Genomic DNA, 19990 nt, shown 5'->3' with positions numbered 1-19990 from the left:
TTATGTCAAGCAAGGCTGAGAGCAAGATGCGGTCCCACCTGACGAAGGTCAAGGAGGACCTCATGACCGGCGTATCGTACATGATCCCGTTCGTGACCATCGGCGGGATCTTCCTCGCCCTCGGGTTCGCGGTCGCGCCGACGGGGCCGAACGGCGCGCCGGACACGTCGCAGGTAGGGACGCTGGCGTACTTCCTCGGACAGATCGGTGGACTGGGGCTGACGATTATGGTCCCGATCCTCGGCGCGTACGTCGCGTACGCCATCGCCGATCGGCCGGGGCTGGCCCCCGGGTTCCTGGCGTCGTATCTGATCCAGCAGGGTGAGGTGCTGGTGGCCGCCGGCGAGGTCATCGGTCTACAGGGCGGCGAAGCCGGTGCCGGCTACCTCGGCGCGCTCGTCACCGGCCTCCTCGTGGGCTACGTGGCCCGGTGGATCAAAAACTGGAGCGTCCCGGACTTCATCCGGCCGATGATGCCGGTCCTCATCGTCCCGGTGCTGACGATGGCGATCGTCTCGCCTATCGTGCTGTTCGTTCTCGGCGTCCCGGTCGCGATCGCGAACGCCGGCCTCACAGCGTATCTCGAGGGGCTGCAGGGCGGACAGGCGCTGCTCGTCGGCGCGCTCCTCGGCGCGATGATGGCGTTCGACATGGGCGGCCCGGTCAACAAGGTCGCCTACGTGTTCGCCGCCGGCCTGATCACCGAGGGGATCACCGAGCCGATGGCGGCGGTGATGATCGCCGGGATGATCCCGCCGATCGGCCTCGCCATCTCGAATTTCATCGCCCCGCACAAGTACGCCGAGGAGATGTACGAGAACGCGAAGTCCGGCATCATCCTCGGGTTCTCGTTCATCACTGAAGGGGCGATCCCCTACGCGTCGGCCGACCCGATCCGGGTCATCCCGTCGATCATGGTCGGCAGCGCGGTCGGCGCGGCGATGTCGATGTCGCTCGGCATCGACATGCCCGCCCCGCACGGCGGCGTCTTCGTCGTCCCGCTGTCGAACAGCCCGCTGCTGTTCCTCGCGGCGATCGTCATCGGCTCGCTCGTGACGGCCGCGCTCGCGACGCTCTTGAAGCCCGACTACGAGGACCGCGTCGGCGCGTCCGAAGGCGCCGAGGCCGGCGCGGCGGCGGGAGACTAACGCTCCCGACGCCGCCAGTTCCGGACTGACCGAAGAGAAAATTCCTTACGGTTCCCCTGCACATATTCGAACGATTATGCTCGAAGATGACATCGACCGGCTGCTACCGCTTGCACATATCTCGCTCGAGGAACCGCCGGCCGACAAGGCGGAAGCGATCGAGTACCTCTTGGACCTCATCGCGGACAACGGCCGCGTGAGAGATCGAGAGGCGGCGCTCGACGCGCTCCGCGAACGGGAGAAGGAGGCGACGACCGGCGTCGGGATGGGAATCGGCATCCCGCACGCGAAGACGGCCGCGGTCGAAGAGCCGTCCGTCGCGTTCGCCCGCTCCAGTGCGGGCATCGACTTCGACGCGATGGACGACGAGCCCGCGCGGCTCCTATTTATGATACTCGTCCCCGAGGAGGGCGGCGAGGAACACTTACAGATCTTGAGCGCCCTTTCGAGAGCACTCATGCACGAGGACGTCCGCGAGACGCTGCTTGGAGCCGAAGACGAAGCCACCGTCCAGAACGCGGTTCGGGAGGCCGTGAACTGATGGCCGAGCGCGTCGTCACCGTCGTCCCCGAGGACGGCCTGCACGCGCGGCCGGCGTCGAAGTTCGTCGAGGCGGCGAACGGGTTCGACGCGGAGATTCGGGTCGCCGCCGCCGACGGGGAGCCGGTGAACGCCGCGAGTATGCTCGCGGTGACGAGCCTCGGCGTCGCCGCCGGCGACGACGTCCGACTGACTGCGGAGGGCGCAGACGCCGAGGCCGCCCTCGACGAGCTCGAACGCATCCTGAGCACGCCAGAGGACGAGCTCTGAACCGATGTCCGAGCGACGACTCTCCGGCGTCGGCGTGACGCCGCTGTCCGGGGCGGGAACCGTCGTCTGGTACGCGCCCGACGCGGAACTCGACGCGCCGCCGGCCCCCGAGACGGTCGATCCCGACGCTGAGCGCGATCGCTTCGAGACCGCGCGGGACGCGGCGCGCGAGGAGCTCCGAACGGAGCGCGAGCGCACGGCCGAACGCGTCGGCGAGGCCGAGGCGGAGGTCTTCGACGCGCACGTGCAGTTCCTCGACGACCCGCAGATCACCGAGGGCGTCGAGACCGAGATCGGCGAGGGTCTCCCCGCCGAGCACGCCGTCTCGCGGACGTTCGAGCGGTTCGTCGAGCAGTTCGAGGGGATGGACGGGCGGATGGCCGAGCGCGCCGACGACCTCCGAGACGTCCGCGACCGACTCGTTCGCGTGCTCCTCGACGGCGAGCGCGTCGACCTCGCGGAGCTCCCGTCGGGGAGCGTCGTGCTCGCAGAGCGGCTGACCCCGAGCGACACCGCACAGCTCGATCCCGAGCGCGTCGCCGGGTTCGCGACGGTCACCGGCGGTCGGACGTCCCACGCGGCGATCTTCGCGCGCTCGCTCGCGCTGCCGGCTATCGTCGGGATCGGCGAGGAGCTTCGCGACGTCGCCGACGGCGCGGACGTCGTCGTCGACGGCACCGAGGGGACGCTGATCGTCGATCCCGACGCCGAGACCCTCGAGGCCGCCGCGAGCGACGAAGACGTCGAAATCCGCGAGGAGGCGGTCGAGACCGCCGACGGAACACCCATCGAGGTCGCCGCGAACGTCGGCACGACGGCGGATCTCGCGCCCGCCGCCGAGCGCGGCGCGGACGGCATCGGCCTGTTTCGGACGGAGTTTCTCTTCCTCGACCGGGAGTCGGCGCCGACCGAAGAGGAGCAGTACGAGGCCTACCGCGAGGCACTGGAGGCGTTCCCCGACGGGCGAGTTGTCGTCCGGACGCTCGATATCGGCGGCGACAAGCCGGTCGAGTACCTGAATCTACCCGCAGAGGAGAACCCGTTCCTCGGCGAGCGCGGCATCCGCCGATCGCTCGGTCCCGACGCCGACATCTTCGAGACGCAGTTGCGCGCGCTCCTGCGCGCGGCCGGCGGGGGTGGGACTCCGGACGGGCCCCAGACGGCCGGCGGGACGCTGTCGGTGATGCTGCCGCTCGTCTCGACCGTCGAGGAGGTCCGCGAGGCCCGGGCGGTGCTCGAGTCGGTCGCCGCGGACCTCGAGGAGGAGGGCGAGGCGTACGCGCGCCCGGAGTTCGGCGTGATGATCGAGACGCCCGCGGCGGCGCTCCTCGCGTCGGATCTCACCGAGCACGTCGACTTCTTCAGCATCGGGACAAACGACCTCGCGCAGTACGTGATGGCCGCAGAGCGGGGCAACGACCGCGTGAAAGACCTCGGGGACTACCGCCAGCCGGCGGTGTTGCGGGCGATTCGCGCGACTGTCGAGGCCGCCGAGGGGACGGACGTCTGGGTCGGGATGTGCGGCGAGATGGCCGGCGATCCCGACCTCACGGAGCTGCTCGTCGGGCTCGGTCTCGACGAGCTGAGCATGAGCGCCGTCACGGTGCCGCAGGTCAAGCGCGCCGTGACAGAGACGACGGTCGTCGACGCGCGCGACCTCGCAGAGCGCGCGCTCGCCGCCAGCACGAAAGATGAAGTCATCGGCGTGGTAACAGAAGGCACACAATGAACGTAGTCGCAGTCACATCCTGTCCGACCGGAATCGCACACAGCCAGATGGCCGCGGAGAACCTCGAACAGACGGCCGAACGGCTCGGCCACGACATCAAAGTCGAGGTGCAGGGCGCGATGGGAGCGCAGAACGAACTCACGGCCGCGGAGATTGAGGCCGCGGACGCGGTCATCATCGCCTCCGACACCTCGGTCAGCCGGGACCGGTTCGCGAACAAGCCGCTCGTGAAGGGGACGGTGAAAGACGGCGTCAACGACCCCGAGGCGCTTTTCGAACGGGCGGCCGAACTCGTCGAGGAGGGCGAGGCCGGCGAGGTCGAAGTAGACGCCGCGGACGCGTCGGAGTCTGACGCGGCGGCGGACGCCGGCGACGAGGAGTCCGAGCGCTCGCCCGAGGAGACAGCGACGGCTGAGACGACCGCCGCGGAGCCGGCGTCGGGCCGCCGCGGCGGCGACCGAGAGAAGGGCCTGTTCGCGCGGCTCAAGAAGCTGTTCTCCTGATCGGGACCCCGCCCGGCGCGATTCGACCGCTGTGTCGATCCGCGCGCCGGCCTGTTGGTCGGGGGAAATCGACCGAACCCGCCCGTTTCGCGCGGAGCGCACGCACTACCGCGCAGAGACGAACAGGTCCGCATATCTTATGATGGCGGCGCCGGAAAGCGCACACGAGGTGACACACAGTGCCGTTCTACGGCGGGAGTGAACTCGCCAACGTCTACGACGACGCGCTCGAGGAAGGATTCGGCCTCGTCGCGTCGAACATCGCCGAACCGAACGTGATGATGGGCCTGATGGAAGGCGCCGCGCGGGCGGAGTCGGATCTCCTCTTGCAACTCAGCGGCGGTGCCTGCACGTTTGCGGGCAACGAGGATCCGGTCGCCGGCCTGAAAGCGATGGGCACGTACATCGAGACCATCGCCGACCAGTACGACATCGGCGTCTTCCTCAACATGGATCACCAGACGGACCCCGAGTTCATCGAGACGCAGATGGAACTCGATATCCCCTCCTCGATCATGATCGACGCCTCTCACGAGCCGTTCGAGGAGAACGTCGCGACGAGCAGAGAGGTCGTCGAGATGAAAGAGCGGAAGGACGCAGACGTCCTCATCGAGGCCGAACTCGGGCAGATCAAGGGCGTCGAAGACGAGATCGAAGCCGAGGAGGCGTTCTACACCGACCCCGAGCAGGCCGTCGAGTTCGTCGACCGAACCGGCTGTGATCTGCTCGCCATCTCCGTCGGGACCCAACACGGGGTCGCGAAGGGCAAGGACTTGGAACTCCGTCCGGATCTCGCGGGCGACATCCGGCAGGCGCTGCGCGATCACGGCCTCGACACGCCGCTTGTGCTGCACGGCTCCTCGGGCGTCCAGCCCGATCAACTCCGGCGGATGCTCCAGCACGGGATCTGTAAGGTGAACAAGGACACCCGGTACCAGTACGAGTACACTCGAACGGCCTACGATCTCTACCGCGAGGACCCGTCGAACATCGTCCCGCCGGAGGGAGTCGACGCCGACCGCGACACGTTCTTCAACGACACCGACTGGTCGCCGAACAAGGACGTCTTCGACCCGCGGGTCGTCGGCCGGGACATCCGCGAGCGCATCGCCGACGTGCACGCGGACCTCACCGAGGTCTCGGGAAGCGCCGGGCAGAGTCGGTACGCCTGACCCCGCGTTCCCATACCCGCCGATCCGATCGAGAGTGGGGACCGAGCGGGATTTAAGTCGATTCACCACGTCCGTTCGAGTATGCCTCAGATACACCTCGACGAGGAGACGGTGGCGCGACTGGACTCCCTCCGGCAGGACGACGAGGAGTACGACGAGATCGTCACGGAACTCATCAACATCTACGAGGCCGAAGAGCTGACGCTGTTCCGGAGCGGCGACGCGTAGTGACTGACGACAAAAGTTTCACTCACCGCTATCGAGCACAGACGACAGCGTCGCAGGCGTGGCAGCTTAACAGAGTCGGTAGCGCTCGGCGTCCTGATCGATCAGGTCGCGTTCACACAGCGTCGAGAGAATGCTGTACAGCGAGATTTTCTTCATATCGAGCCCGGATTCGAGTTCGGAGATGGTCGCTTCACCGTGCGTCGAAAGGAACAGATAGACGAGTTTCGCGCGCGGCGATTCGAGTTCGGACGGAATCGACGGCGTCTCGATCCCAGCCGTCGGTCGTGTGCGTATCGTGCCCTGCATCGTTGGTATCTATCTCTTGGATTCGACGATAATAAAACCCGCCCACGACGATTGTCGAACTCATTGTGTCGCGAATCGGTTGTCACATCGGCTCTCGCGACCGATTGCGGAATCGTCCACGAACGATCACCGCGTTCTGCGGCGCTCTGAGGGGTCGTATTTTCGACTGGTGACGTGATTCACTCAGCGAGCGCGACGCCGGAGACGCACCGAAGGCGCACGAGGACACCGCCTGAAGGCGCACCGGACACCCCCCGAAGGTGCGTCGAATACTGTCAGAAACCCGCAGGGTAGCCGGGAGCCGTGCGGCGTCACAGGATTACGGTGACCGTTCGTCGGTTCTCGCCGAACGGGACGGCGGTATGGCTGCGGAGGGGCGATGGTCCCCTCAGTAACTCCGGATCTTCGGCTCGTAGCGCTTCTCTTCGCCCTCGAGGAGCACCGGCTTGAACCACAGTTCGGGCGAGCCGTCGTTCCACGACAGCAGCGTGTGTTTCAGCCAGTTCTCGTCGTCGCGCTCTTGGTGCTCTTTGCGCCAGTGCGCGCCGCGGAACTCCTCGCGCACGAGGGCGCCGAGGGTGATCGCTTCCGCGAGGTCGATGATGTTGCGGGTCTCGATCGTCTGCAGCAGGTCGGTGTTGAACGTCCGCGACTGGTCGGCGACGCCGACGTCGCGGTAGGCCTTCCGCGCCTCCCGGATGTCGCGGAGCGCCTGTTCGAGGCTGGCTTTCTCGCGGAAGACGTTGACGTTCTCCGTCATCGACTGCTGGACGTCCGAGCGGATTTCCGAGTGGTTCCGGCCGTCCTCGTTGGCCAAGAGCGCTTCGACGCGCTCTGTGGTACGCTGCGTCGCCCGCTCGACGAGCTCGTCGGGACCGAGATCGGCGGCTCCGGCGGCTGCGCCCCCGTCGGCGACTGCGCCGCCCTCGGAGGCGTCGATGTCGCCGGGCTCGACCGGCGTCTCGACGTCCCCGGCCTCCCACTCGCCCCGCTTGCCCGTGGGGATCTCGGCCTCGCCGAGGTCGCGGCCGGCGGCGTGGTGGCCCGCGCGCGCGCCGAAGACGATGAGTTCCGGCAGCGCGTTCCCACCGAGGCGGTTTGAGCCGTGGACCGAGGCGCAGGCGCACTCGCCGGCGGCGTAGAGCCCCTCGATGCACGTCTCGCCGTTCTCGTCGGTCTCGATCCCGCCCATGGCGTAGTGCTGGCCGGGCTTGACCGGCATCGGCTCTTCGAGCGCGTCGACGCCCTCGAAGTCCTCCGCGAGGTGGAGGATGTTCTCGAGGCGATCGAGGATGCGCTCCTCGCCGAGATGGCGCATGTCGAGGTGGACGTACTCGTCCTCGATGCCTCGCCCCGCGTTGACCTCGTTCAGCTCCGCGCGGGCGACGACGTCGCGGGAGGCGAGTTCGCCGTCGTTGCTCGCGTAGCCGTACTCGAACATCAGCCGTTCGCCCTCGGCGTTGTAGAGGATCCCGCCCTCGCCCCGGACGCCCTCGGAGATGAGCACGCCCGTCGAGGGCAGCGTCGTGGGGTGGAACTGAATGAACTCCATGTCCTCGATCGGAACGCCGGCGCGGTAGGCCATCGCGACGCCGTCGCCGGTGTTCGAGACGGCGTTCGTGGTGTGGTCGTACACCTGGCCGAGCCCGCCTGTCGCGAGGATGACGCCGTCGCGGGCGCGGAAGCCCTCGATCGACCCCGACTGGATGTCGTATCCGACGACGCCGTGACAGCGTCGGTCCTCGGGGGCGTCCTCGTCCGTCACCGCCAGATCGAGGACGTACCACTCGTCGTAGACCTCGATGCCGCGCTTGACGAGCTGTTCGTACATCGTGTGCAGGAGATGATGGCCCGTCTCCGCGCCGGCGTAGGTCGTCCGCGGGAACGAGAGGCCCCCGAACGGCCGCTGGCTCACCGTCCCGTCTTCCTCACGCGAGAACGCCATCCCCCAGTGTTCGAGCTGGATGACCTCCTCGGGGCTGTCCTGTGCGAGCGTCTCGATCGCCGGGGCGTCGCCGAGGTAGTCCGACCCCTTCATCGTGTCGTAGGCGTGGTCCTCCCAGGAGTCCCCCTCGCGGAGGGCGGCGTTGATGCCGCCCTCCGCCGCCCCGGTGTGACTCCGCACCGGGTGGAGTTTCGAGACGATAGCCACGTCGGCTCCCTCTTCTTGCGCCGCGATGGCCGCGCGGAGGCCCGCGCCTCCGGCGCCCACCACGATAACGTCGTGTTCGTGCATATGTATCTTCAACTACCAGAATTTGAGGTTGTTCTTGACCGCCTCGCGCTTCAGTTCCTGGATGTGCTCGGTCAGCGGGATGTCCTTCGGACAGACGTTGGTACAGGAGAACTGCGTCTGACACCGCCAGACGCCGTGTTCCTGCTCGAGGATCTCCATCCGGTGCTGCTTCATATCCTCTCCCTCGCGTTCGTCCATCGTGAAGCGGTACGCCTTGTTGAGAGCCGCCGGGCCGAGATACTGGTTGTCGCCCGCGGCGATGTTACACGAGGACATACACGCGCCGCACCAGATACAGCGCGTCGACATCTTCACTTTCTCGCGGTTCTCGGGAGTCTGCCGCTGCTCTTCGAGTTCGCCCTCCGGAAGCTCGTTCGTCTGGAAGTACGGCTCGACCGCCTCCATCTGGTCGTAGAAGTGCTCCATGTCCACGACGAGGTCTTTGACGACCTCCTGATGAGGAAGCGGCTCGATGCGGACCGGCTCTTCGAGGTCCGAAAGCTGCGTCTTACAGCAGAGCCGCTGTTTCCCGTTGACGAACATCGCGTCCGAGCCGCAGATCGCCTGCCGGCAGGAGTGCCGGAAGGTCAGGCTCGAATCGTACGTGTCCCGGGCGTACATCAGCGCGTCGAGGACGGTCATTCCCTTGTGATAGGGGACGTAAAAGTCGTCGAAGCGTGGCTCCTCCTTGCCGGCGATCTCGGGGTCGTACCGGAACACCTTGAGGTGGTACGTCTCCTCGTCGGCGAGTGCCGCCTCGGCCTCCTCGGCCTGCTGCTGTCGCTCCTTGTCCGCAGCGCGCTGTCGTTTCTTCTCCAATCGGCGCTGCTGTGCCGGGGACTGCGGTTCGGCCTCGCCGGCGGACGATTCCTCTTCGGCCTGATCGGGTAGTTGCGTGCTCATTGTGTTAGAGTGGGACGCCTCCGGCCCACGCGAGTGCGGTTCTGATTCCCTGCACGATCACGACGAGACTCGCGACGCCGAGGACCAGTGCCGCCGCGGTCTTTCGAGAGCCGGTGAGGCCCTGATTGATCAGCGCGTTGTACACGCCGTTGACGCCGTGGAAGGTCGCCGCGAGGAGGAACAAGATCATGAGCGAGAAGTACGTCAGCTGTTCCATCCGCGCCTGCGACATCGCGAACGTCACCTCGTCGGCGTGGTTGACGAAGTGCAAGAGGAAGAAGTGAAACGCGAGGACGACGACGAGGAACGCCGCCGTGATGCGCTGCCAGAGCCAGCGGCGGCCGCCGGACTCGAACGAGGAGTAGCGCTCGGCCATCAGCCGAACACCCCCGCGAGGAACGTCGGCACGCTCGCGATGGCGATCGCTCCCGTGAGCAGCAGCGACGCGTAGAAGCTCTTATCCTGCGACTCCAGCCCGACTCCGAGATCGACGAACAGCAGCCGGAGGCCGTTGAGGATGTGGAAGACGGCGACCGACAGCAGCCCGACCTCGAGGATGCGTACGAGAAGCAGACTCTCCAGCGACTGGATCGTCGTCGTGTACGCCTCCGGGCTCTGTAGCGCCGTCGAGAGGACGGCGATGTGGGTGAAGAGATACCCCACGAGCACCCAGCCCGTGAACTTGTGGAACACCCAGGCCCACATCCCCGCTGAGAACTCCCGCCAGCGGCCGAAGTCCTCGATGCGGCCTCGATTGTAAGACTGACTCATACTCTCGTGAGTCTCGGGTCGGGGCCACTATAGAACTTACGTGTACGGCCGCTCGTGGCCGGGGCGAGAATCGATCGACGGCGGGATCCCCGCCGGACTACTCGGGGTGTGCCGGCCTGACCGCGGCCGTTTCCCGCTCGACGACCCGACGGACGTCTGGTTCGAGCTCGACGAGGTGACAGAGGGGGTTGCCGGGATAGACGACGGGGTTTTCGAGGATCCCCACCAGCAGCCCGGTGAACGGGGCTTCGACGGCGACGTTGTCGTCTTTGAACGGGTTCGTGAGCGTACAGATCCGCTCCCCCTCGTGGACGAGCGAGCCCCGTGCGTGGTGCATATCGACGATCCCGCCGGCGTCGGCGCGAATCCACGTCTTCTCGTTGGCGTCGTCGATGACGGTCCGCCATCCCGGCCAGCGGACGGCGGGCGTCGAGAGCAGTTCGTACTCCGCGAACACACTCTCGACGCCCGCGAGCGCGTCGTCGATCAGCCCCCGCTGGAACCGGTGGGCCTCACCCATCTCGACGGTCACGGTCGGGATCCCGACCCGCGTGGCCTCGGTCCGGAGGATGCCGTCGCTGCCGCCGCTGTCGATGATCACGTTCGAGCCGAACGCCCGCGCCAGTCGGGACACCGCGTCGTCGGACATATCAGCTCGAACGTGGAGCATATTCGTCCGCCCGCGCGTCGACGTGTGGAAGTCGATGCCGAAATCGCAGGGAGCGATGAAGTTATCGAAGATCCGAGCGGCCATCCGCTTCGCGCTCGTGGAGTCCTCGCGGCCGGGGAACGACCGGTTCAGGTCGCGGTCGTAGATCGGGAGGTAGCGCTGCTGGGCGAGGAAACCGGGGACGTTCAACACGGGGAGACAGACGAGCGTGCCGGCGAGCTCGGAGAGGTCCCACTCGTGGGCCACCTCGCGGACGACCTCGATGCCGTTGAGTTCGTCGCCGTGCGCCGCCGCCGAGAGGAAGACCGTCGGCCCCTCCCGTTCGCTGTTGATGATGGTGACCGGGATGCGGACCGGATCGCCGAGGTACGTCTCGCTGATCCCGTAGCGGAGATTCTGTCGCTCGCCGGGATCGACCTTCCCGCCGTTGTACGTGAAGGCCCCGTCGGTACTCATACCCCGCGCTCGGACAGCCAGAGGGATAAACGCTCGTACCGAGGAATCTCCGCCTCCGAACACGCGGCAGCGTCGTGGCGGATCGAGCGTCTGCGGGACGCCCCGCCAACGTGCGAAGCGCTCACATCGGTCGAGGGAGGCGTTCGGTCGGCCGTCGAGGGTAGATCGTCATCGGCACTTCTTTGAGCGCGTGCGCGTACGAGGAAGTATGCCTACCGGTACTGACGACGACCCGGTTCGTGTCGGCGTCCTCTCGTTACACAACAGCAAGGAGACGAAGGCGATTCTCAACGCGGTCGACGACCTCGGCCACGAGGGCGTGTGGCTACGCCGGGAGAACGCGGCCGTCTCTATCGAAGGCGGCGACGTCGCGACCGAGCCCGAGGTGGACATCGTGGCCAATCGACTCCTGCTCTCGAACACCGAAGAGCCGGCGGAGCTTCTGGGGCTCGCGACGACGTTCGAGCGGATCCGCCCGATGCTGAACGAACCCGCCTCGGTGCTCACCGCGATTCACAAGTTCGCCACCGCGGCGACGCTCGCGAATTGGAACATCAAGGTCCCGGACGCGCTGCTCGCGCTCTCGAACGACCGGCTGAACCGCGGTCGCGACCGCTTCGGCGAAGTCGGCGTCTACAAGTCGGCGATCGGAACCCACGGCGGCGGCACGTGGAAGGTGGACCTCACAGAGCCCGTCAACCCGAAGGTCGGGAACCGGCAGGCGTTCCTGCAGGATCTCATCGACCGCGACGAGAGCGAGCACCGCGACCTCCGCGTCTACATCGTCGACGACCAGATCGTCGGCGCGATGTACCGGTACGCGCCCGAGGGCGAGTGGCGGACCAACGTCGCCCTCGGCGGCGACGTCGTCGACGCGACCGACGATATGCCGCAGGAAGCCCGCGAGACGGCGCTCTACGCCGCCGAAGTGATGGAACTCGACTACGTCGGCGTCGACCTCATCGAGGGCGACGACGGCTGGTTCGTCCTGGAGGTCAACCCGACGGCCGGGTTCAGGGGACTGCACAAAGCGACCGGACGCAGCCCCGCCCCCTACATCGCCAAACTCGCGATCGAGCGAATCGGCGGCGAGGTCGACGACGAGCGCGTCGAAGAGCTGTCGGCGACGCTCGATGACTCCCGGCCGGCCGGGATGCCCCGGGTCGACACGACGCCGGTCGGCGACCGGCCCACGATCGGCTACATCGAGGAGGTCGTCGTCTCCGGGACCAGCGGCTCGACGCAGGCGAAGGCGAAGTCCGACACCGGCGCGACGCGGACGAGCATCGACACCTCGCTGGCCGCCGAGATCGGCGCGGGGCCGATCAAGAGTATGACGCGCGTGAAGTCGGGATCGCTGAAGTCCGGGAAGGCCCGCCCCGTCGTGGACCTCGTCATCGGTATCGGCGGGACCCAGCACACGGTCACGGCGAGCGTCGAGGACCGCTCGCACATGGACTACCCGCTGCTCCTCGGACGCGACATCCTCCAGCACTATCAGGTCGACGTGAACCGGCGGACCGACGAGGGCGGAAAGGACGACGCCGAGCGCGAAGAGGAGTACCTGGAGTAACGCGGCCGCTTCGTTCACCGGGATACAGAGGCGACAGACGCGCGCGTCCCGACCGGAACCACCGGCAGCCGAGTACACCGGCGATCGAGCATCGATTCCCGAGAGCCGGAGCGAAGTAGCGAACAGTCGGCACAGTCACACAGTAGCGTTTGCACTGTCGATCCCGCGTCGATGTGCCGAACAACCGCTGTTCGACGCGGGGCGAGTCCTACGTCACGGGATCTCTGGCCGCGTCATCCGTCATAAACGCCCGGTCGCACGTACAGACCGCATCGAACGGGGCGAGAGGGGACCCAGACGAGTCGAACCGACGCTACCGCTGCCGGACGAACCAGACCGCGAACCACACGAGCAGGACGGTGAGGCCGCCGAGAAACACGAGGAGCCCCGGCGGCGGTCCCGTCGCGGCGGCCGTGTCGGCGGCGACCTGTACCGACTCGGTCTGCGCCGCGTAGTCGCCGTCGGCGCCGGTCTGTGCGGCGAACGGGAGCCCCTCGATGGCGAACTGTGCGAGGAGGCTGACGAGACCGACGACGCCGACGCCGGCGAGCAGTCGCTTCAGCGCGGACGCGAGCCCGTCCGTCTCGTCGTTGTCGGCGGCGACGACGACGAGGGGGCGATCGGCCGGCGCGTACACGTTCATCTCGCGGCCTTTCTCGGAGTAGACCGTGTCGACGACCTCGACGGCGCCGGCCGATTCGAGCCGTTCGAGGTGGTACTGGACGTTCTGCAGGGACGTATCGACCGCGTCGGCGAGCGCGGCGGGGTTCGTGGGCTCGTCGTGGAGCGCCGCGAGGACGCGGCGCGCGGTCGACGAGGACAGCGCCGACAGCAGGTCGTCTGCATCGTCGTCTTCGAGACCGACCACGCGCGGGGACGCGTCGACTTCGGGCTCGGATTGGGAGGGCAGGAGGCGGGCCATCGTCGCCCCGTAGGACGCAATCCGATACAAAGCTGTTGCTCCCACCGCGGGGACCGGACGGCCACCGACAGCCGGCGGCCCCGGGTCTCCGACAGGCCCGGATCTCCGACAGGAGTAAAAACCACCGCGCGGTAGGGGGCACAATGAGTCAGGAAGCGGCCGGAGAGGGTCGCGTCCGCGTCGTCGGGACCGCACACGTCTCCGAGGAGAGCGTTCGCGAGGTCGAAGCGACCATCGAAGCCGAGCGCCCCGACGTCGTCGCCGTGGAACTCGACGAGGGGCGGTACCGACAGCTGAAGGGGGGCGAACCGGACGATATCGACCCCGGAGACCTGCTCCGCGGCAACACCGTATTTCAGTTCATCGCCTACTGGATGCTGTCGTACGTGCAGGCGCGCCTCGGCGAGCGCTTCGACGTGACACCCGGCGCGGACATGCTCTCGGCGGTCGAGACCAGCGAGGAACTGGGCATCGACGTCGCGCTCGTCGACCGCGACATCAACGAGACGATGCGGCGCTTCTGGTCGCAGATGGGACTGATCGAGAAACTGCGGATGATCGGCGGCCTCGCCTTCGGCATCGGCGACAGCCGGGGCGTCGGCCTCGCCGCGGGCGTCTTCCTCGGCGTCCTCTTCGGCCCGCTCGTGGCGATCTTCGGCGGGAGCGTCGGGATCGGGCTCCCGGTCCTCTCGCGGATCACCGGCGGCGCGCTCCTCGCGGTCGGGGTCGCCACGGCCGTCTGGATCTTCGGCGCGTCGGTGCTCTCTACGGAGGACCGACTCCTCGCCGCCCTCGCCGCCGGTACCGCGATCGGCGGCGTCGGCGGCGTCGGATTCGGCCTCGCCGCGCCCGCGGTCGATCTGCTGGGTGACTTCGTCGTTCGCGTCGTCGGGAGTATGACGCTCGGTATCGTCGGCGGACTGCTGGTCGGCGGGCTACTCGGGCAGTTCGCGGCGACCCTCGGCGTCAACGAGGTTGACGGCGAGGAGCTCGAGGAGTTCGATATGTCCAAGATGACCGACACCGACGTGGTGAGCGCGATGATGGAGGAGTTCCGGCAGTTCTCGCCGGGCGGTGCCGCGGCGCTCATCGACGAGCGCGACGCGTTCATCGCGCACAAGCTCATCGCGCTCCGACAGACCGGCGCGGACGTCATCGCGGTCGTCGGCGCCGGCCACCGCGAGGGGATCGAACGGTATCTCGAACACCCCGAGGAGCTGCCGCCGATGTCGTCGCTTTCGGGCACCGACAGCGGCGGTCTCCCGTGGGCGAAGATCGTCGGGACGGGGATCTCGCTCGTGGTCGTCAGCTTCTTCGGCCTGCTCGCGCTCTCGTCGGCCGGTGACGACACCCTGCTTCGGCTCTTCGGCGCGTGGTTCCTCGTTAACGGCCTGTTCGCGGCGGGGCTGGCGAAGGCGGCCGGCGCGCGCTGGACCTCCTCGCTCGTGGGCGGCGGCGTCGCGTGGATGACCTCGATCAATCCCTTCCTCGCGCCGGGGTGGTTCGCCGGCTACGTCGAACTGCAGTACGACCCAGTGAACGTCTCCGACATCGGCACGCTCAACGAACTGCTCGCCGACGAGGAGAAGCCGATCGGCGACCTCGTGAGCGAGATGTTCGCGGTGCCGCTGTTCCGGCTGATCGTCGTCGTCGCGGCGACGAACATTGGCAGCGTCATCGCCTCCGCGCTGTTCGTCGCGTACCTGCTCCCGCTTTTCGCGCTGGACCTCGGCGGGGCGGCGGGCGTGACGCAGTACCTCTTCGAGGGCGCACAGAACGGCTGGGAGATCCTCCGGAGCGCGATCTGAGATGGCTGACGTCCCGCTTCTGTCGGGCGTCTCGTTCAGTTCCAAGGAGCTGCAGGACCTGTTGGTCGCATGGATCGCACTCGGCGTCGCGTTCGCCATCTTCTTCGCCGGCGGCGGCCAGCGCGCCGTCGTCGGGCTCCTCGAGGGGGGCGTCGTCGGTCCGCTGCTGCTCAGTCTGCTGACGGCGGGGATGGGCTTTCTGCTCCACGAGGTCGCCCACAAGGTCGTCGCGGTCCGGTACGGGCAGATCGCGGAGTTCCGAGCCGACTACGGGATGCTCTTTCTGGCGGTCGTCAGCGCGCTCGCCGGGTTCATCTTCGCGGCGCCGGGGGCGGTCTATCACCGCGGCCGGCTGACGCCGCGCGAGCACGGCCTCATCGCGCTCGCCGGCCCCGCGACGAACGTCGCGCTCGCGGTGCTTTTTCTCCCGCTCTTTTTCGTCGGTGTGCTCCTCGGCTCGGAGTTTCTCGCGCTCTCGGGCTCGCGCGGGCTGACGATCAACCTCTTTCTCGCGGCGTTCAATATGCTGCCGTTCGGACCGCTCGACGGGAAAACCGTCATCGGCTGGAGCAAGGCGGTCTTCGCGGCGTTTTTCGTTCCGACGCTGGTGCTCGCGCTCGGGGCGCTGTTCGTGGGATTCGGGTTCTGAGGATCTGAGTGGAGGGGCGGCATCGAGGGTCGCTCGGCGGTCGGTTCATCGCGGCCCCAATCGGTGTTCCGTCTCGGGCCCGCTACAGTGGGTTCACTCGGTCGTCGCGGACTCCGCTGCGGCGGCCTCGGCCATCGCCGGATCGTAGTCGTGGCCGAGGACGAACGCGAGCGCGTTGAGCGCCACGAGACCGGCGAAGAGGAGGGCTTCGCCGCCGGTGAGACCGCCGGCGAGGAGCGGGAGGTACGTGAACGGGAGCACGATCGCGGCCCAGAAGCTGGCGGCTTTCAGGCCTCGAAGGCTCCGTTTCGCGGCGGTTCCGGCGGCACCGAGCCCGCGACGGAAGGCGTCGCGGTTCAGGGGGGCTTGAAGGGAGTGGGGGACGCTCGACATTGTGTTTCCTCACTCGTTCGTACGACCGGGACCCCCATATAATGCGGTGAGCGTTCAGTCGTTTCGCGACGCTTCACCGGGAGATAACGACGTTTTATAAACCGTTTAGGTGTCGTTAAAACGTTCACAGTTCGATTTAATGCAGTATTTCGACCACAAGAAATACTGATCCCCTCCAGCGAACGCGACGCGTGAGCTTACTGTCGTGTCAGTTCGCGTCCGCGCTGATACCCCAGACTCGGATCGCGTATACGCGCGGCGGAGACCGGACGTATTTTCTCCCCCGACCGCGGGAATTCGCGTATGAGCGACGACGCAAGCGCGGAGAACGACGAGGGGGCCGTCGAGGAACTGACGTACGCCGAGGCGGGCGTGGACATCGAGGCGAGCGAGGCCGCGACCGCGGCGCTGATCGGCGCAGTCGGCGAGAGCGAGGGCGACTACGCGGGACTGCTCGACATCGGCGACCGCTACCTCGCGCTCGCGACCGACGGGGTCGGGACGAAGCTCCTCGTCGCGGAGGCGCTCTCGGACTACTCGACGGTCGGCATCGACTGTATCGCGATGAACGCGAACGACCTCGTCGCCGCCGGGGTCCGTCCGGTCGCGTTCGTCGATTACCTCGCGGTCGAGGAGCCCGACGAGATGTTCGCCGAGCAGGTCGGCGAGGGGCTCCGCGACGGGGCCGAGGAGGCGGACCTCTCGCTCGTCGGGGGCGAGACGGCGGTGATGCCCGAGGTGATCCGCGGTCTCGACCTCGCGGGGACCTGCGCGGGCCTCGCCGCGAAGGACGCGATCTTTCCCGGCGAGGCCGAGCCGGGCGACGCGCTCGTCGGCTTCCGCTCCTCGGGGATCCACTCCAACGGCCTGACGCTCGCGCGGACCGCGACCACGCGCGACCACGAGTACACCGATCCCTGCCCGTTCGGGGAGTACGACACCCTCGGCGAGGCGCTGCTCGAACCGACGCGGCTGTACACGTTCCTCCTCGATCCGATGCGGGAACACGGCGTCCGCGCGGCCGCACACGTCACCGGCGGCGGTTGGACGAACCTCGAACGGCTGGGCGAACACCGCTACGTCGTCGAGGACGCCTTCGAACCCCAGCCGGTCTTCGAGTTCATCCGGCGGGAGGGCAACGTCTCCGACGAGGAGATGCACCGGACGTTCAACATGGGCACGGGCTTCGTCTGCGCGCTCGCGCCCGACGACGCCGAAGCGCTCGCAGACGCCACGGACGGCCGCGTGATCGGCCACGTCGATGAGGGCGAGGGCGTCTCGATCCGCGGGCTCGAACTCTGACCGCGCGCCGAGAATGCGCTAGGAACAGCAGATCGCGCTCACAAGTGAGCCGCGACGTCGGCCTCGGTCACGATCCCGATGGTCTCTCCGCTCTCGACGACGAGGACGGCCGAGTGGTGGTCCAAGGCGGCGTCGATCTCTTCGAGCGTCGCCGACGGCTCGACGGTCGTGACCGATTCGCGCATCACGTCCGCGATGGGGAGCGTCCCGACGTCGTCTTCTTCCTGTGCGTGCCTGATATCGCTGTTCGAGATGATGCCGACCGGCCGGCCGTCGCGGATGACCGGAAGCTGAGAGAACCCCTCATCGAGCATCACGTCGCGCGCGAAGCGCACGGAGTCGTCGGGCGCGACGCTCACCACGTCCTCGTTCATCAGGTCGGCCGCGCGAACGATGCTCCCCTCGGCCTCCTCGAGGGCGTTAACGATCCGGCGGAGCGTCGAGAGCCGGGGGTCGACGTCGCCGCCCTCGATGCGCGCGATGAGCGGCTGGGAGACGCCGGCCATCTCCGCGAGCGTGCTCTGCGTCAGATCCAACTCGGTGCGACGCTGTCGCAGGTCCTGTGGGGTCGGGAGTTCCATAGGGCTAATAACCCGAAGTTATACGAAAGTGTTTCGGGGGCGCGGCGGCCGCCCGCCGCGGGCGCTACTCGTCGCGCTCGTGGGCGTCCTCGTCGATCTCGATGACGTCGATCACCGAGAGGGGGACGTCGCGGAGCGCGCCGCCGACTTCGCTCTTGGCGATTCGGGAGGCGTGCTCCTCGCCGTCGGCGTTGAAGACGTCGATCTCGAGGAGGAGACCGACGAGCGCGGTGTTGGCCGCGATGAACGCGGAGTCGAAGGGTTCGCCGCAGGCGGGACACGGGGTCGCGCCGACCTCGACTTCGACGTACTCTTTGTTCTGATCGTTGAGTCGCTTACCGGCCTCGCTGACGGCGACCCCGATGGCGTCGTCGATGTCGTCGACGTCGCGGACCAGCCACGCGGCCTCCATCGCGACGAGATAATTGCTCATACGCCGCGGACGGGCCGCGGGGTTTCGTGTCTTGTGGTTCGTCCGCGCGGGTGCGAGTCAGTGACAGGACGCCCGTCGAACGGCGGATCACGGCGGTATCGCGGTGCGTACGCGACTGCAATACTCCGCATAAGTTATGTCGAAGCACGACGCTGATGACTGCGTTCGTACGTGGTGATCCGGCGCCCGGACAAGCCTTCTTGTCTCTGACGCAAGCTCGATTTAATCGGATGACTGCGTCGACCCCGTATCGATCTTCGACAGAGAAGGTTTATATACCCCCGTCGCCCCAGCACGGGCAAGGCGATGATGACAGACCTGCACCGGGGCGCGGCGCTCCTGCTGTATCAGACGACGCTGCTCTTCGGAATCCTCGCGATGCCGATCGCGCTGTTCGCGCGGCAACTGGGACTCACACTTCCCGTCCGACCACTCATCGAATCCGCAGAGCGGACCTACGAGCGCGCCGGCGAGCGCAGCGGACACCGCTGAATCGAGGCACCGATTTTTTGTTCGGGTTCGTACGGGTCGATGCCGTGAGCCCGTCGGTCACGTCCGTGACTGCGCCGACCCCACGGTACGGGCAACAGCAGTGGGAAGGGTGGCATTTATCTGCGGCGGGCGTCAACGTCGGGTAATGCGTACTCCCACGAGCGACGACGCCTCTGGGCGTCTCGATCCACTGAACGGCGAGCACTCCGGCGTCTTCTCGCCGGAACTCGGCGAGTTCTCGAACCGCGAACAGCGCGCCGGTCAAGCGACCGACACCGAGACCAAGACGGGAACGACGACCGTCGGTCTGAAGACGTCCGAGGGCGTCGTCCTCGCGACGGATATGCGCGCGAGCCTCGGCCATATGGTCTCCTCGAAGGACGTCCAGAAGGTCGAAGAGATCCACCCGACGGGCGCGCTCACGATCGCCGGGTCCGTCTCGGCCGCCCAGTCGCTCATCAGCTCCATCCGCGCGGAGGTCCGCCTGTATGAGGCCCGGCGCGGCGAGGATATGAGTATGCAGGCGCTGTCGACGCTCCTCGGGAACTTCCTCCGCTCGGGCGCGTTCTACATCGTCCAGCCGATCCTCGGCGGCGTCGACGAGGAAGGCGCACACATCTACAGCATCGATCCCGCGGGGTCGATCCTCGAAGAGGAGTACACCGTCACCGGCTCCGGGAGCCAGTACGCCCTCGGTGTCCTCGAACAGGAGTACGACGACGATCTGACGATCGAGGAGGCGAAGACCGTCGCCGCGCGCGCCATCGAGAGCGCCGTCGAGCGCGACCTCGCCTCCGGCAACGGGATCAACGTCGCCGTCGTCACCGACGAGGGCGTCGAGATCACGAAGCACAAGGACTTCGAAGAGATCCTGTAGTCGGCCCGCTCGCGCTTCGCGCCGAGTT

General features: G+C 67.2%; 23 protein-coding genes. 13 read left to right on the top strand and 10 right to left on the bottom strand.

Annotated features, from left to right (window positions below; all coding sequences use genetic code 11):
• Nucleotides 1–2: 2 nt before the first annotated feature.
• The 7 genes from ACT3HL_RS04220 to ACT3HL_RS04190 all read left to right on the top strand — a co-directional run bounded on the left by ACT3HL_RS04220 (nucleotide 3) and on the right by ACT3HL_RS04190 (nucleotide 5590).
• Nucleotides 3–1148, top strand: coding sequence for a fructose-specific PTS transporter subunit EIIC (locus tag ACT3HL_RS04220; protein WP_445085561.1), 1146 nt, complete (start codon nucleotides 3–5; stop codon nucleotides 1146–1148).
• 76 nt (nucleotides 1149–1224) lie between these two features.
• Complete coding sequence (locus ACT3HL_RS04215) at nucleotides 1225–1689, top strand: fructose PTS transporter subunit IIA (protein WP_445085560.1); 465 nt, start codon at nucleotides 1225–1227, stop codon at nucleotides 1687–1689.
• Nucleotides 1689–1958: an HPr family phosphocarrier protein gene (locus tag ACT3HL_RS04210; protein ID WP_445085559.1), complete on the top strand. Its 270-nt coding sequence runs from the start codon at nucleotides 1689–1691 to the stop codon at nucleotides 1956–1958. Before ACT3HL_RS04215 ends, ACT3HL_RS04210 begins: the two co-directional genes overlap by 1 nt.
• A gap of 4 nt (nucleotides 1959–1962) precedes the next feature.
• On the top strand, nucleotides 1963–3687 hold the full coding sequence (gene ptsP, locus ACT3HL_RS04205; protein ID WP_445085558.1) for a phosphoenolpyruvate--protein phosphotransferase: 1725 nt from the start codon (nucleotides 1963–1965) through the stop codon (nucleotides 3685–3687).
• Nucleotides 3684–4190, top strand: a complete 507-nt coding sequence (locus ACT3HL_RS04200; RefSeq protein WP_445085557.1) for a fructose PTS transporter subunit IIB — start codon at nucleotides 3684–3686, stop codon at nucleotides 4188–4190. Before ptsP ends, ACT3HL_RS04200 begins: the two co-directional genes overlap by 4 nt.
• A gap of 179 nt (nucleotides 4191–4369) precedes the next feature.
• The gene (gene fba / locus ACT3HL_RS04195; protein WP_445085556.1) at nucleotides 4370–5362 is read left to right on the top strand and encodes a class II fructose-bisphosphate aldolase; all 993 of its coding nucleotides are present in this window, start codon (nucleotides 4370–4372) and stop codon (nucleotides 5360–5362) included.
• 81 nt (nucleotides 5363–5443) lie between these two features.
• Nucleotides 5444–5590, top strand: a complete 147-nt coding sequence (locus ACT3HL_RS04190; protein ID WP_445085555.1) for a DUF7557 family protein — start codon at nucleotides 5444–5446, stop codon at nucleotides 5588–5590.
• 66 nt (nucleotides 5591–5656) lie between these two features.
• On the opposite strand, the gene ACT3HL_RS04185 is transcribed toward ACT3HL_RS04190, so the two are convergent.
• The 6 genes from ACT3HL_RS04185 to ACT3HL_RS04160 form a co-directional block, all read right to left on the bottom strand.
• Entirely contained in the window at nucleotides 5657–5896 is a 240-nt protein-coding gene (locus ACT3HL_RS04185; RefSeq protein WP_445085554.1) for a TrmB family transcriptional regulator, read from the bottom strand.
• 388 nt (nucleotides 5897–6284) lie between these two features.
• A complete protein-coding gene (locus ACT3HL_RS04180) occupies nucleotides 6285–8132 on the bottom strand; it encodes an FAD-binding protein (RefSeq protein WP_445085553.1) in 1848 nt (615 codons plus the stop codon).
• 12 nt (nucleotides 8133–8144) lie between these two features.
• On the bottom strand, nucleotides 8145–9035 hold the full coding sequence (locus ACT3HL_RS04175) for a succinate dehydrogenase iron-sulfur subunit (protein WP_445085552.1): 891 nt from the start codon (nucleotides 9033–9035) through the stop codon (nucleotides 8145–8147).
• 4 nt (nucleotides 9036–9039) lie between these two features.
• Complete coding sequence (locus tag ACT3HL_RS04170) at nucleotides 9040–9411, bottom strand: succinate dehydrogenase (protein ID WP_445085551.1); 372 nt, start codon at nucleotides 9409–9411, stop codon at nucleotides 9040–9042.
• Nucleotides 9411–9806 (bottom strand): succinate dehydrogenase, cytochrome b556 subunit, encoded by a 396-nt coding sequence (gene sdhC, locus ACT3HL_RS04165; protein WP_445085550.1) that lies wholly within the window; start codon nucleotides 9804–9806, stop codon nucleotides 9411–9413. The genes ACT3HL_RS04170 and sdhC overlap by 1 nt, the downstream gene beginning before the upstream one ends.
• A 97-nt stretch (nucleotides 9807–9903) precedes the next feature.
• A complete protein-coding gene (locus ACT3HL_RS04160; RefSeq protein ID WP_445085549.1) occupies nucleotides 9904–10932 on the bottom strand; it encodes a succinylglutamate desuccinylase/aspartoacylase family protein in 1029 nt (342 codons plus the stop codon).
• A gap of 208 nt (nucleotides 10933–11140) precedes the next feature.
• Here ACT3HL_RS04160 and ACT3HL_RS04155 point away from each other — a divergent pair, with 208 nt between their 5' ends.
• Nucleotides 11141–12505, top strand: a complete 1365-nt coding sequence (locus ACT3HL_RS04155) for a putative ATP-dependent zinc protease (RefSeq protein WP_445085548.1) — start codon at nucleotides 11141–11143, stop codon at nucleotides 12503–12505.
• 313 nt (nucleotides 12506–12818) lie between these two features.
• Here the strand turns inward: ACT3HL_RS04155 and ACT3HL_RS04150 are convergent, their stop codons facing one another.
• Nucleotides 12819–13427: a helix-turn-helix domain-containing protein gene (locus tag ACT3HL_RS04150; RefSeq protein ID WP_445085547.1), complete on the bottom strand. Its 609-nt coding sequence runs from the start codon at nucleotides 13425–13427 to the stop codon at nucleotides 12819–12821.
• A 143-nt stretch (nucleotides 13428–13570) separates the two neighbouring features.
• Here ACT3HL_RS04150 and ACT3HL_RS04145 point away from each other — a divergent pair, with 143 nt between their 5' ends.
• Both ACT3HL_RS04145 and ACT3HL_RS04140 read left to right on the top strand, forming a co-directional pair.
• On the top strand, nucleotides 13571–15235 hold the full coding sequence (locus ACT3HL_RS04145; protein WP_445085546.1) for a TraB/GumN family protein: 1665 nt from the start codon (nucleotides 13571–13573) through the stop codon (nucleotides 15233–15235).
• 1 nt (nucleotide 15236) lies between these two features.
• A complete protein-coding gene (locus ACT3HL_RS04140; protein ID WP_445085545.1) occupies nucleotides 15237–15884 on the top strand; it encodes a metalloprotease in 648 nt (215 codons plus the stop codon).
• A gap of 93 nt (nucleotides 15885–15977) precedes the next feature.
• Here ACT3HL_RS04140 and ACT3HL_RS04135 read toward each other — a convergent pair whose 3' ends face one another.
• Nucleotides 15978–16277, bottom strand: a complete 300-nt coding sequence (locus tag ACT3HL_RS04135; protein ID WP_445085544.1) for a hypothetical protein — start codon at nucleotides 16275–16277, stop codon at nucleotides 15978–15980.
• A 303-nt stretch (nucleotides 16278–16580) separates the two neighbouring features.
• Between ACT3HL_RS04135 and purM the strand changes: the two genes are divergently transcribed.
• On the top strand, nucleotides 16581–17579 hold the full coding sequence (purM, locus tag ACT3HL_RS04130) for a phosphoribosylformylglycinamidine cyclo-ligase (protein WP_445085543.1): 999 nt from the start codon (nucleotides 16581–16583) through the stop codon (nucleotides 17577–17579).
• Between the two features lie 38 nt (nucleotides 17580–17617).
• Here purM and ACT3HL_RS04125 read toward each other — a convergent pair whose 3' ends face one another.
• Both ACT3HL_RS04125 and ACT3HL_RS04120 read right to left on the bottom strand, forming a co-directional pair.
• Nucleotides 17618–18160: a CBS domain-containing protein gene (locus ACT3HL_RS04125; protein ID WP_445085542.1), complete on the bottom strand. Its 543-nt coding sequence runs from the start codon at nucleotides 18158–18160 to the stop codon at nucleotides 17618–17620.
• A 64-nt stretch (nucleotides 18161–18224) separates the two neighbouring features.
• On the bottom strand, nucleotides 18225–18593 hold the full coding sequence (locus tag ACT3HL_RS04120) for a DUF555 domain-containing protein (RefSeq protein ID WP_445085541.1): 369 nt from the start codon (nucleotides 18591–18593) through the stop codon (nucleotides 18225–18227).
• Between the two features lie 306 nt (nucleotides 18594–18899).
• Here ACT3HL_RS04120 and ACT3HL_RS04115 point away from each other — a divergent pair, with 306 nt between their 5' ends.
• Entirely contained in the window at nucleotides 18900–19085 is a 186-nt protein-coding gene (locus ACT3HL_RS04115; RefSeq protein WP_445085540.1) for a hypothetical protein, read from the top strand.
• A 145-nt stretch (nucleotides 19086–19230) separates the two neighbouring features.
• Nucleotides 19231–19962, top strand: coding sequence for an archaeal proteasome endopeptidase complex subunit beta (gene psmB / locus ACT3HL_RS04110; protein ID WP_445085539.1), 732 nt, complete (start codon nucleotides 19231–19233; stop codon nucleotides 19960–19962).
• The last annotated feature ends 28 nt before the right edge of the window (nucleotides 19963–19990 follow it).

The sequence above is a fragment of the Halobellus sp. GM3 genome, assembly GCF_052545375.1.
Note: the sequence above shows the minus strand (reverse complement) of the source record. Positions and strands in the feature narration are given on the sequence as shown.